This is a genomic window from Moritella sp. F3, from assembly GCF_015082335.1.
Classification (GTDB): Bacteria; Pseudomonadota; Gammaproteobacteria; order Enterobacterales; family Moritellaceae; genus Moritella.
Window position 1 is genome coordinate 28,760 of record NZ_BLRL01000004.1, and the last position, 12,063, is coordinate 40,822.

The window sequence follows — 12,063 nt, forward strand, 5'->3', positions numbered from 1 at the left end:
ACGCTCCTTTTTTGTATCTGTAAATAATAAGTGGTAATTATGAAAAGATGTCTTAGTTTATTAATTGTTACAGCCTTACTTTCAGGTTGTAGTTCACTGTCGGGGTCTTTTTCAACGGATGACCGCGCGCCTTCCGAATTAATTCTCGCAGAACCACTTCAAGTTAATTACCAAACCGAAATTATGTTAATGCGCTATAGCCAGTTGATCCTAGATGCTAAAGACGACCGTAGTCGCCAAGCGCGTTATTTTTATGAGCGAGGCTTACTTGCTGATAGCATGGGATTACGCTCATTAGCACATGCTGACTTTCAACGTTCATTGACATTACAGCCTGATTTTGTGCCTGCTTATAACTTTATTGGTTTGTATATGACTCAAACCGAACAGTTTGATGAAGCGTATGATGCATATGATTCAATTGCGCAGTTAGATCCAGAGAATAATTATGTACTTCTCAACCGCGGTATCGCTTTATATTATGGTGAGCGCTATAGTTTAGCGACTGATGATCTGGTTAGTGCTTATAATGAAGCGCCAAACGACCCATTCAGAACATTGTGGTTGTATTATCCTGAGTATCAAGTAAGTGCTCAAGATGCATTAGCCGCCGTCAAAACGCGTTATAGCCAGCATATTGATAACAATTGGTCGTGGAATATTGTGGCGCTATACACTCAAGAGTTAAGTGAGACACAATTATTGGCTAAATTACTCGATGGATTAGATAAAACTGACCCGAGCTATAACAAAATATTAGCGCATCGTTTAACTGAAACGTATTTTTACCTTGGTAAATATAAAGTCTTAATGAATGATAATCATGCTGCTGAAAGTTATTTCAAATTAGCATTAAGTAACAATGTTTATGAGTTTATTGAGCATGGTTACGCGCGTTTAGAATTGAGCCGTTTAGCGAATAATTAACACAAACAACCATTTTTGAACCTCCCCCGATGCAATATAGGGGGGAGGATTAAGATGGTGTTAGCTTGTCACCGTGTCGAATCCAGCAATTTGATGCCAATAGCCATTACACTCACGATCGAGCTGTAAGTCGAATTTAATATTATCTTCCGCTGCTTGTTTAAATTGCCCAAGCGTATCGAATGCGGAGTCTCCGAGTGGACTCACGCGCACCACATCGACTAAATCCTGCATACTTGCTACATCATTTAATAAATTGTATTTATAGCCTGACATGGTTTGAATACCATTAATCGTAAACAACTCTTTATCGTCTTGGCTGTAAACTGGTTTACCATTGGCGTGGTTAATACAGCATAGCTCGCAATCATCTTTTGCCTTGTTTTCTGAGCGTGCAGTAAAGCAACGCGCAGAGTAGGCCAATGGTAAATGCCCATGGGCAAATACTTCGATTTCAAATTGGTCGCGAATATTCAGTAAACGACTGTCTTCTTGCAACTGCACTAACCAATCTCGAGATAGTTCAACTGGCATTACCCAACGTTGCATGCCTTTGTTAACGAGTAGCTGTAATACTTGCGCGTTATAGACATTTAACGCATGGCCACAGATAAAGGGCGTTTTGGCTTCAGCTAATAAATTAATCGCACCAAAGTCATTTGCTTCAACAATAAAGTCACCATTTTCACAGTACTTACGCAGTATATTGACCTCTGAGGGTGCTTCTAATAGCGCCATCGTTGAGATCACAACTTGCTTACCGGAATCAGCTATATCTTTAGCTAAGCCCAACCAGTCCTTTGGTTTCAGCTCTCGACGTTTACTGCAAACTGTTTCACCAAGATAAATAATATCGGCTTCGGAGTTAACCGCCGCAGCATAAAAATCTTCGACTTGTTGTTTTGGCCAATAATATAAGATTGGACCTAATGCGTATTTCATAATTACTCTCGTGGCTGTTTGCCAATGTGAGTTTGCAAATATAGGTATTATCCACATAGATTTGCAAACTTGCTTGTTGCCAATATAAGTTAAAGGTTACTGCCAATCTCGGTGATAAGCGCCTAACGTGGTACTGGTGCCTTCAGAAAGCTGATCTAGCTGCTTATTCCATGCGGCGTCGACTTGGTATTGCGCTGGGTCTCGGCGATAGCGATCAATTGCGGCGCGCCATACTTTCGTCACTTGCTCGGTATAAGCTGGGCTGCGTTGGCGACCTTCAATTTTAACCGCTGATATATTCGCGTTGGCAAGTTCAGGTATGAGTGCAAGCGTATTTAAACTAGTCGGTTCTTCCAATGCATGGAATACTTTACCATCGACGTTAAAGCGACCTTTGCAAAGGGTTGGATAACCAGTTTTCTCTTCTGGTTGGTAGCGGTCGATAAGCACATCGTTTAAGCGAGACTCCAGGCCTTGATCGGTTTCTTCCCAGCGCACGAATTTTGCAGGTGAACATGCACCAACTGTATTTGGTGACTCACCGGTTAAATACGAAGATAGATAACAACGGCCTTCGGCCATAATACACAAGCTACCAAAGGCAAAAACTTCTAATTCGACATCGGTATTACGGGCTAATTGTTTTACTTGGTGAATCGATAATACGCGCGGTAATACCACGCGGCTGACATTAAAATTATTGGTATAAAAGTTAATGGCTTCAACATTGGTTGCAGAGGCTTGCACGGATAAATGCAGTTCTAAGTCAGGGTATTTCTTGGAGGCATAATCAAGCACGGCCACGTCAGAAATGATCGCCGCATCCACACCCATATCTGCGCAACGGTCAACGGCACGTTCCCAGCGTTCTAATTTACCTGGATGGGCAAAAGTATTGATCGCTACGTGTAAGTGACGGTTGTGACTACGGATATAATCGACCGCTTTATCGAGTTTTTTATCGGTAAAGTTTAAACCAGCAAAATGGCGGGCATTAGTATCGTCTTTAAAACCGATATAAACAGCATCGGCGCCATTATCTACAGCCGTTTTTAGGGCCGGTAAGTTACCTGCGGGGCAGAGTAATTCCATTGTTATATTATCTCGAACCATGAATCATGGCGAAAGTGTAAGGCAAGCATTTTTACAGATAATTGATTTAGGGCAGGATTAACTAATTTACTTAGTTTAAATTCACCATAAATTGACCTCGATTATGAACAGGTGAATTTAACAGGGCTAGAATGATTTTTATATTTAAGAAACTATGCCAAGGAACAATGCTCAATGTTACATACTCTACACCGTAAGTTGGTACACACTGTACCAACACTATTAGCGATACCGGCTAAAGTATTGCCTTTTTCACTGCAAGAGAAAGTGCTATCACAAGTATTTAATAAAGTATTCGCTGAAGCACTCGCGGATGATGAGTTTGAGTTTCTTGAGCAAAAATGGCTGCAAGTTGAAATTACTGACTTGGGCATTAATTGGTTTATTAGCTGTGTGGACAATAAACTGGTGATAGCACCGAATGCACAAACCGTTGATGTTAGTTTCAAAGGTAACTTAAATGAGTTGGTATTAATTACCGCGCGTAAAGAAGATCCGGACACGTTATTTTTCCAGCGCCGTTTGAAAATTGAAGGCGATACTGAACTCGGCTTAGAAGTTAAAAATATGCTCGATAGTTTTGATCTGGATGAACTACCGAAAGCGGTCACGACACTATTGTCGTATGTGGCAGAGTTTATTCAGCAGGGGTTAACTGAGCCAGTGCTAAGCAGTGAAAAAAACACGAATACAGCGAAGCAAGCAACTGCGCAGTAAAAAATTATAATCGCTTCATGCCTTCGTATGGTTATAGCATGGTTATAGTATTGCTTTAGCTATTCGCTATAGACCTTGCTTACGCTCCCCCATATCATCACTAGATTGACGTTATTTCCATATGGATATGGAAACGATTTAGTCGTGAATAATTTGAGGCAAGGAGCACACAGTGAGACTAGTTGTTATTAGTGGTAGTACCCGAAATCGGTCGACAACCATCAAGGTTGCTCAGTCTGTATTACAATTAGCCGAGCAGTCACAGTTATTTAGTAAAGTTAATCTATTGGATTTTGTGAAACTAGCCTTGCCTATTTGGGATAAAGCGATAAAAAACGAAATGGATGATTGGCAAGATGAGTGGCAATTGACCGCGCAGTTAATACGCTCTGCTGATGCCATCATTATCGTCAGTCCCGAGTGGGAAGAAGAAAGTTTAGATAATTTTTATGCATTCTGTCAGCATGATAACTTCCCTTTGTTACCCTGTGCGGTATTACGCGTCGGCAGCAATTGTCGTGGCGCGTACTCGTCGACAGAACTCGCGATGGCCAACTTCCGTAAAAATCATACCTGTTTGATCTTAGAACATTTTATTGTTGCAACAATTGAGTCTGTGAATAATTGCAAAGAAACCTATTATCCATTTGAAACGCCGTTAGTTGAACGTATACTGGCTAATCTAGGTTTGATGAAGCAGTTGGTTGATAATGGTGGCCTATTATCGTCAACAAGGTTACATCTCGCTTAGCCTAGTCTGGTTTAGTTTAGCTGAGGTGTTGGATGTCAAGATTTCCCCAATTTGTTACTGAGCGTTTAATTATCCGTGTTGCGGTAGCGAGTGATGCTGAAAAACTATGTCAGTATTATATTCGTAATCAAGTTCATTTAGCACCTTGGGAACCAATACGTAGTGAGGTTTATTATACGCTGCGTTGGTGGCAACTGCGTGTCGAACAGATCCATATCGAATTTAATGCCGCGAGTGCGATTAATTTTATTGCTATCGATCGGGATAGTTCTGATATTGTAGCTGTGGCTAACTTTAGCAATATTATTCAAGGGGTGTTTAAGTCCTGCTCTCTCGGTTATTCAATTGCCAAGGCGTATGAAGGGCAGGGACTGATGGTTGAGTTTTTACAAACCTGCTTAGCGTTCATGTTTGAAAATGTCGGATTGAATCGAGTAATGGCTAATTATATTCCGGTGAATGCACGTAGTGGCGCGTTATTACAGCGATTAGGTTTTGAACGTGAAGGTTATGCACGCAAATACTTAAAGATAGCGGGAAGTTGGCAGGACCATGTATTAACGGCATTGTTACATGAAGATTGGTCTGCGCGTAAAGCATTGAACTAAATAAAAATAGCATTAAAGCAAAACGGCGAGCTATAAGCTCGCCGTTTTCATATTTATTCGACGTAAATCGAATACCTGCTATATCTGGATTAGCGGGCTGCTTTTGTCGCTTCTTGGATCATGACAAATTTTTCCCATAACGCTTCCTCTTTTTCTACATAATCCGGGTCGGTAATAATGCAGTTAATCGGGCAAACAGTTTTACAGGTCGGCTTGTCATAATGACCTACACATTCGGTGCATAGTAGCGGGTCGATTTCATAAATCTTCGCGCCAAAGGTGATTGCGCCATTCGGACATTCCGGATCGCACATGTCACAGTTAATACACTTATCATTAATTAATAATGCCATAAGGTTATTTCTTCTTTCCTAATGGATTATTTATGCGGGTTACGGGTATCTTCACTATTGGCAAAGTTACGCATCAGTAGCGCATGATCCAGTTTAACTTCTTCTGGAACCGGTAAGTAAACAATGTGACCAGAACCTGGTGCATATTCCATTGCTTCACCTTTACGGTTTTCTAATTCTTCAAGTTTGAAGGTCATGTTGCCTTGTGGCGTCATTAGTTCTAATGAATCACCTACCAAGAATTTGTTTTTAACGATAACTTCAGCAAGACCTTTGTCGTTACGGCCATTTAGTTCACCAACAAATTGTTGTGTTTCACTGATTGAATAACCGTAATCGTAGTTTTGGTATGCATCGTGTGTATGACGGCTTAAGAAACCTTCAGTGTAACCACGGTGTGCAAGATGCTCTAGTGTACCCAATAGTGAAGGATCAAATTCGCGGCCTGCAACAGCATCGTTAATCGCTTGTTTATATACTTGCGCAGTACGTGCACAGTAGTAGAACGATTTAGTACGACCTTCAATTTTTAATGAATGTACACCCATCTTAGTTAGGCGTTCAACGTGTTGGATAGCACGTAGGTCTTTTGAGTTCATGATGTAAGTACCATGCTCATCTTCAAACGCTGGCATATATTCGTTTGGACGACCTTGTTCTTGTAATAAGAAGATTTGGTCAGTCGGTTTACCTTCGCCTAATGTCGGCTCAGCTGATTCTGGAATATAGATCTCAGGGTTTGTTGCAACAATATCACCGGTTTCATTTTCAGTCGCATCATGAGCATCGTATTTCCAACGGCATGAGTTGGTACATGAACCTTGGTTTGGATCGCGTTTGTTAATGTAACCAGACAGTAGACAACGGCCTGAATAAGCCATGCATAAAGCACCGTGTACAAATACTTCGATTTCCATGTCAGGGCAATGGAAACGAATGTCTTCAATTTCATCAAGTGATAATTCACGAGACAAAATCACACGTTTAATACCTTGGGTATACCAGAATTTAACTGTTGCCCAGTTTACTGCGTTTGCTTGTACTGATAGGTGAATAACCATATCAGGGAACGCTTCACGCACCATCATGATCAGACCTGGATCAGACATGATTATCGCGTCTGGTTTCATCGCGATGATAGGTGTTAAATCACGAATGAAGGTTTTTAACTTCGAGTTATGAGGTTGGATATTACAAACCACATAGAATTGCTTGCCAAGTGCGTGCGCTTCATTGATACCAATGGCTAGGTTTTCTAAGCTAAATTCGTTGTTACGAACACGTAGACTATAACGCGGTTGACCAGCGTAAACAGCATCAGCACCGTAAGCAAAAGCATAGCGCATGTTCTTTAAAGAACCGGCAGGGGAAAGTAATTCTGGAGTAAACATTTCAACCTCAATATTGTCTGAGTTCAAGTCAGGGAATGCCGTTCGGGCATCAAGGTTCGCGATTCTACGTGGTGGCCGCAGTTCTAGTCTTGATCTGGATCATGTTTTATTCGAAGAGTTTTGGTTGGGTTGATGTGGTATTTTCGTGCAGATACAAAAAAGCTCAGAACAAGTCTGAGCTTTTTATTTCGTCATTTTTGCAATCTGGATTTAGAAGATAATCATTAATCCAGGTAGTGCGAAGAATGCGCCAACTACATAACCAAAGGCGATGAATTTGTTTTCAGTACCTTGGCGTGCTAATGCTTCAGCACACTTGATAGGAATCTCACGTAAGAACGGGATACCGTAGATAAGTGCTACTGCGAACACGTTGAACATGACGTGTACTAGTGCAATTGTCATCGCTAGTTGCGCTGTATCACCACTGATTGATGTTGCAGCAAGTAACGCTGTAATTGTTGTACCAATGTTCGCACCTAGTGTGAATGGGAAGATTTGACGTGTAGTAAATACACCGCTGCCCGCTAGTGGAATCATTAAGCTTGTTGTCGTTGATGATGATTGCACCATCACAGTGACAGCTGTACCAGATAAGATCCCGCTTACTGGACCACGACCGATTGCACCGTGTAATACAGCTTTAGCACGGCCAACCATTACTGATTTCAATACTTTACCTAGGAAGGTAACTGAGAAACCAATCATGAAGATACCGATGAATACCATGATTAGACCTGCTGTATTGCTTTCTACAGGTAATGAACCAGCAAGTTCTTTAATTTGGCTTACTGCTGGTTTTGTTAACGGTTTAATGAAGTTGAATTCTTTAATGCTTAAGCTGCTATCAGAAACAAAGAAGTCTGCTAGGAAGGTCGCCATTTTCTCAAGGATACCAAATGCAATTTCCAGTGGTAGGAAGATAGCGACAGCGAGTAAGTTAAAGAAGTCATGTACTGTTGCAGCACTAAATGCACGTTCAAACTCTTTCTTGTCACGGATATGACCCATGCTCACGAAAGTATTAGTGATTGTCGTACCCATGTTCGCACCCATAACCATCGGGATTGCGATTGAGAGTGGTAAGCCACCGGCTACTAGGCCAACGATTACTGATGTTACTGTACTTGAAGATTGTACTAACGCTGTAACTAGGATACCTAGTAATAAAGCGACAAATGGGTTAGTTGCGAAAGCGAATATTTGTTCTGCACCAGCACTACCACCGGAGAACATTTTAAAGCCTCCGCTTACCGTAGATACAGCTACCAATACGAAGTATACCAATGCGGCTACACTTACCCAGCTAAATACTTTTTGCATTGTGCTTGGGTTCAATTCAATTGCTTCGTTGTTGTTTTTCATCTCTAGGTACCGTTTTATCCGTCGCTCTTGACAGATTTGCTTCAGTTAGTTGACGAGAAGGATTAGAACAAACTTGTGTGACAGAAATATTACAGTGGGTTTTTAATGTCATAAAAAATGAATGTTAATATTTAAGTGGCTGTTTTTATATGGCTATTTGTTAAAAATTATTTTCATTATTTATTGTTTTAAGTTCGAACAGCTCGCTTTAATTGGGTGCTATTGGTGTTTTTATGCGCAAATGAGCGCTATTGTGACAGTGTTGTCATGTTAATTATGCGGATATAAGGTGCAGAGCTGGGATAAAATGCGCTTTAATGTGAAAAGAGATGACATGATCAATAACCCAAAGACATGCTGTAGATAGTAGATAGTAGATAGTAGATAGTAGATAGTAGATAGTAGATAGTAGATAGTAGAGAATGCAGCATACCGATGTCGGCATACTGCATAGTAAGGCGTGGTTTATAGTTTATAGCGCCTTTTATGACGACAGCTTATTACGAATTATTATTTTGTCGTTGATTCTTCGCCGCCGAGCGCAGTGATTAGATCTGGAATAAAGCGCATCAACTCGCCAGTCATCAAGGCAAAGTCTGCATCGAATTTAGCTGCGTAATCATCTGTTGCTACATCATCATTTTGTTCTTTGATAAGGTCGCTGAACTTAAGACGTTTTACTGACATATCTTCGCCAAGTAAGAAAGAGAGCGATTCACTCCAATCTAGCGCTAATTTTGTTACTAGCTTATCAGCATTAAGATGGTGTTGAATTTCTTCACTTGTTAAGTCTTGTTCTTTACAACGGATAATTCCGCCATGTTCCAGTGCAGAGCGTAATTCCGCTTCATCACCTAATTCAAAACCAGGTGCAGCAGCGCCGTTATTTAACCATTCTGTCATCGTTACGTCAGCTGGAGTTGTTAACGCAACAGGAATAACGGGTAGACTACCAACACATTTACGTAATAACGCGATTAGGTCTTCAGCTTTTTTAGCGCTTGAAGCATCAACCACTAATAAATCTTGTGATGGGCAGATCCAAGCAAATGTTTGGCTGCTACGTGGGAATGCACGGGGTAAAAGTTGATGAACGATATCTTCTTTCAATGCATCTTTTTCTTTTTTCTTTAGGCCTCGACCTTGTTCTGCTTCGATGGTATCTACTTTTTCTTGTAGCATGTCTTTAACCACAGATGCAGGTAATACGCGGTCTTCTTTTTTAGCACAGATCAGAATGTTATCGCTAATACCGTGTGTTAACGCTTGGCCTGATTTACCCAGTGGTTTGATCCAACCGAACTTTGATAAGTCTTGGCTACCGCAAGGGGTAAACGGGAAGTCAGCTAACTTGGTTTCAAGTTGCTCAATATCTAGTTCAAATGGACGGGTGAAACGATAAATTAGTAAGTTTTTAAACCACATTATAGCAGGACCTTGGTATCAACTGTTTGGATAACCAGTATACTCAAGGGTGTTGGAAATACAAGTTTGCCTCGTGGTTAAACCTTCACCAATCGAGATCTCCATTTAATACACCCTTTGTCATTGAGGTATATAAATAACTTAATGGTATTGCAAATTTAATTATTAAAATCAGTATTTTAATTAAGTGCTATATTTATGTGCGATTGATGACATTTGTTAGGTGTTCATCGACTTTTTAATAAAAAATTCATCAATGTAATAATACTGAAACATATTGAGCTGATAATCGCTTTCAGTTAAAGTCGAAAGATAAACAAGTCTTTCATCATTTAAATAGAAATCTTTTACTGACTGTGCGCAGTTGATAAGGGAGTAATAGTAAAGGATATTTAAAGTGTCTAAGCGAATTTTAGTAGTTGAAGATGAACTAGCGATCCGTGAAATGTTGTGTTTTGCATTAGAGCAAAAAGGATTTGATGTCGTTGAAGCTGGGGATTATCCTGAAGCGGTAGAGCGCCTCGTTGAACCTTACCCTGATTTGATCTTACTTGATTGGATGTTACCGGGTGGCAGTGGCATTAAATATATTAAGCACCTAAAATCTCAACCTCATTCATCTGCTATTCCTGTCGTGATGTTAACTGCACGTGGTGAAGAGGAAGATAAAGTCAAAGGCTTGGAGGTCGGAGCGGATGATTACATTACCAAACCATTCTCGCCTAAAGAATTGATTGCACGATTAAACGCTGTGATGCGTCGTGTTGCACCAATGACCCAAGATTCAGTGATTGATATTAGTGGTTTACAACTTGATCCTGTTGCACACCGTGTGTCAGCTGGTGATGAAGTGATTGATATAGGCCCAACAGAATTTAAACTGCTGCACTTTTTTATGACGCATACCGAGCGCGTATACTCTCGAGAGCAGTTACTTGATAATGTTTGGGGTATGAATGTGTATGTGGAAGACCGTACGGTGGATGTACATATCCGTCGCTTACGTAAAGCATTAACACCGAGTGAACACGATAAATATGTTCAGACTGTACGTGGTGCAGGTTATCGCTTCTCGGTACGTTAATCAGTAGAGTTGAAGTTACAATATGAATAAAACGAACGTTTTTCTCAGTGGCTTATGGCGACTGTTATATTGGTATATCCCGTTTTTTCTTGTTGGTTTAATTATTGATGACATCACCTTGAGCTTACTCATTGCTGCGGGTATCAATGTCATTGCCCTGTATCGTAATCAATATGTATTGCATAAATGGTTGTGGGTAGGGCGCAGTGCTACCCCCCCTGAAGGCAAAGGCAGTTGGGAATCAATTTTTAACGGTATCTACAGTTTACAGCGCCGCCATAAACGTAAGCGCAAAGAATTACGTGTGGTGATCCGCCGTTTTCGTGAAGGTGCTGAAGCGCTCCCCGATGCAGTTGTTGCATTAGATACTGATTACTCGATTATGTGGTGTAATAAATTAGCACGACAAATGATCGGCTTGAAATGGCCTGAGGATGCGAACCAACATATTGGTAACTTGATCCGTACACCGGATTTTATCCAATATTTAAATTCGAAAGATTACCAAGAGCCATTAGAGATCACATCACCGACGCATAATGCTAAAACACTTGAAATTCGTATCATGACTTATACTGATGATCAGTCTATGCTTGTTGCACGTGATGTTACTGAGTTACGTCAATTAGAACAAGTTAGACGAAATTTCATGGGTAATGTGTCACATGAATTACGTACCCCGTTAACCGTATTAAAAGGTTATCTGGAAATGCTGGAACCGGATGAGTCGGATAAGATGTTTTTACGTGCGCACAAAGTCATGTCTGAACAAACAGCACGTATGGATTCATTAGTTAATCAATTACTCGCCTTGTCTCGAATTGAAGCAGCACAGGCTGTCGACTTTGAAAAACAAGTTGATATACCGTTTATGTTGTCGATGTTAGAGCAAGAGGTATTAATTTTAGGTGCAGACAAAGCGTTAAATGTCACGTTTAACATCGAGCATGGTTTATTTGCCATGGGTGATGAATCGCAACTACGCAGCGCGGTGTCTAACTTAATTTATAATGCGGTACGTTATACGCCAGAACAAGGTGAGGTTATCGTGGAGTGGAAAAAAACCGCTGCTGGTGGCTCATTTAGCGTGAAAGATAATGGTGATGGTATCTCTGCCGAGCATGTCCATCATTTAACTGAGCGTTTTTATCGTGTCGATGATGCGCGCTCGCGTGATTCAGGCGGCTCAGGTATTGGTTTATCCATTGTTAAACATGTATTGACCAATCATGACAGTTTGTTAAATATTGACAGTAAAGTGAATAAAGGCAGCTGCTTTAGCTTTACATTACCTTTGGTGACGACTGTAAAACGCCATTAAGGTCATAATAACGATTGAAGCCCATCCATTGTGTGATGGGCTTTTTTTTGTCATTAATTTATACTT

Annotated in this window: 12 protein-coding genes; 6 read left to right on the forward strand and 6 right to left on the reverse strand. The window is 40.7% G+C overall.

Annotation, left to right across the window (positions count from 1 at the left end):
- The first annotated feature begins 39 nt into the window (after window positions 1-39).
- Entirely contained in the window at window positions 40-927 is an 888-nt protein-coding gene (nlpI, locus tag JFU56_RS08695; RefSeq protein WP_198436902.1) for a lipoprotein NlpI, read from the forward strand.
- 60 nt (window positions 928-987) lie between these two features.
- Here the strand turns inward: nlpI and JFU56_RS08700 are convergent, their stop codons facing one another.
- Both JFU56_RS08700 and JFU56_RS08705 read right to left on the reverse strand, forming a co-directional pair.
- Complete coding sequence (locus tag JFU56_RS08700) at window positions 988-1,869, reverse strand: U32 family peptidase (protein WP_198436903.1); 882 nt, start codon at window positions 1,867-1,869, stop codon at window positions 988-990.
- A 96-nt stretch (window positions 1,870-1,965) separates the two neighbouring features.
- A complete protein-coding gene (locus JFU56_RS08705; RefSeq protein ID WP_198436904.1) occupies window positions 1,966-2,961 on the reverse strand; it encodes a peptidase U32 family protein in 996 nt (331 codons plus the stop codon).
- 195 nt (window positions 2,962-3,156) lie between these two features.
- On the opposite strand from JFU56_RS08705, the gene JFU56_RS08710 reads away from it, so the two are divergent.
- From JFU56_RS08710 to rimJ, 3 genes are all read left to right on the forward strand, one after another.
- Entirely contained in the window at window positions 3,157-3,699 is a 543-nt protein-coding gene (locus tag JFU56_RS08710; protein ID WP_198436905.1) for an SCP2 domain-containing protein, read from the forward strand.
- Between the two features lie 172 nt (window positions 3,700-3,871).
- Complete coding sequence (locus JFU56_RS08715; protein ID WP_198436906.1) at window positions 3,872-4,450, forward strand: NADPH-dependent FMN reductase; 579 nt, start codon at window positions 3,872-3,874, stop codon at window positions 4,448-4,450.
- A gap of 32 nt (window positions 4,451-4,482) precedes the next feature.
- Window positions 4,483-5,058 (forward strand): ribosomal protein S5-alanine N-acetyltransferase, encoded by a 576-nt coding sequence (rimJ, locus tag JFU56_RS08720; RefSeq protein WP_198436907.1) that lies wholly within the window; start codon window positions 4,483-4,485, stop codon window positions 5,056-5,058.
- Between the two features lie 89 nt (window positions 5,059-5,147).
- On the opposite strand, the gene JFU56_RS08725 is transcribed toward rimJ, so the two are convergent.
- The 4 genes from JFU56_RS08725 to rdgC form a co-directional block, all read right to left on the reverse strand.
- Window positions 5,148-5,411: a YfhL family 4Fe-4S dicluster ferredoxin gene (locus JFU56_RS08725; protein ID WP_198436908.1), complete on the reverse strand. Its 264-nt coding sequence runs from the start codon at window positions 5,409-5,411 to the stop codon at window positions 5,148-5,150.
- A gap of 26 nt (window positions 5,412-5,437) precedes the next feature.
- Window positions 5,438-6,802 carry a tRNA 5-hydroxyuridine modification protein YegQ gene (gene yegQ, locus JFU56_RS08730; RefSeq protein WP_198436909.1) on the reverse strand — a complete coding sequence of 455 codons (1,365 nt, stop codon included), beginning with the start codon at window positions 6,800-6,802 and terminating at the stop codon, window positions 5,438-5,440.
- A 210-nt stretch (window positions 6,803-7,012) separates the two neighbouring features.
- Window positions 7,013-8,167, reverse strand: coding sequence for a Na/Pi symporter (locus JFU56_RS08735; RefSeq protein ID WP_198436910.1), 1,155 nt, complete (start codon window positions 8,165-8,167; stop codon window positions 7,013-7,015).
- A gap of 510 nt (window positions 8,168-8,677) precedes the next feature.
- Window positions 8,678-9,592 carry a recombination-associated protein RdgC gene (gene rdgC / locus JFU56_RS08740; RefSeq protein ID WP_198436911.1) on the reverse strand — a complete coding sequence of 305 codons (915 nt, stop codon included), beginning with the start codon at window positions 9,590-9,592 and terminating at the stop codon, window positions 8,678-8,680.
- Window positions 9,593-9,989: 397 nt separating this feature from the next.
- Between rdgC and phoB the strand changes: the two genes are divergently transcribed.
- The gene (gene phoB, locus JFU56_RS08745) at window positions 9,990-10,676 is read left to right on the forward strand and encodes a phosphate regulon transcriptional regulator PhoB (RefSeq protein WP_019440384.1); all 687 of its coding nucleotides are present in this window, start codon (window positions 9,990-9,992) and stop codon (window positions 10,674-10,676) included.
- Between the two features lie 22 nt (window positions 10,677-10,698).
- Window positions 10,699-11,997: a phosphate regulon sensor histidine kinase PhoR gene (gene phoR, locus JFU56_RS08750; protein WP_198436912.1), complete on the forward strand. Its 1,299-nt coding sequence runs from the start codon at window positions 10,699-10,701 to the stop codon at window positions 11,995-11,997.
- The last annotated feature ends 66 nt before the right edge of the window (window positions 11,998-12,063 follow it).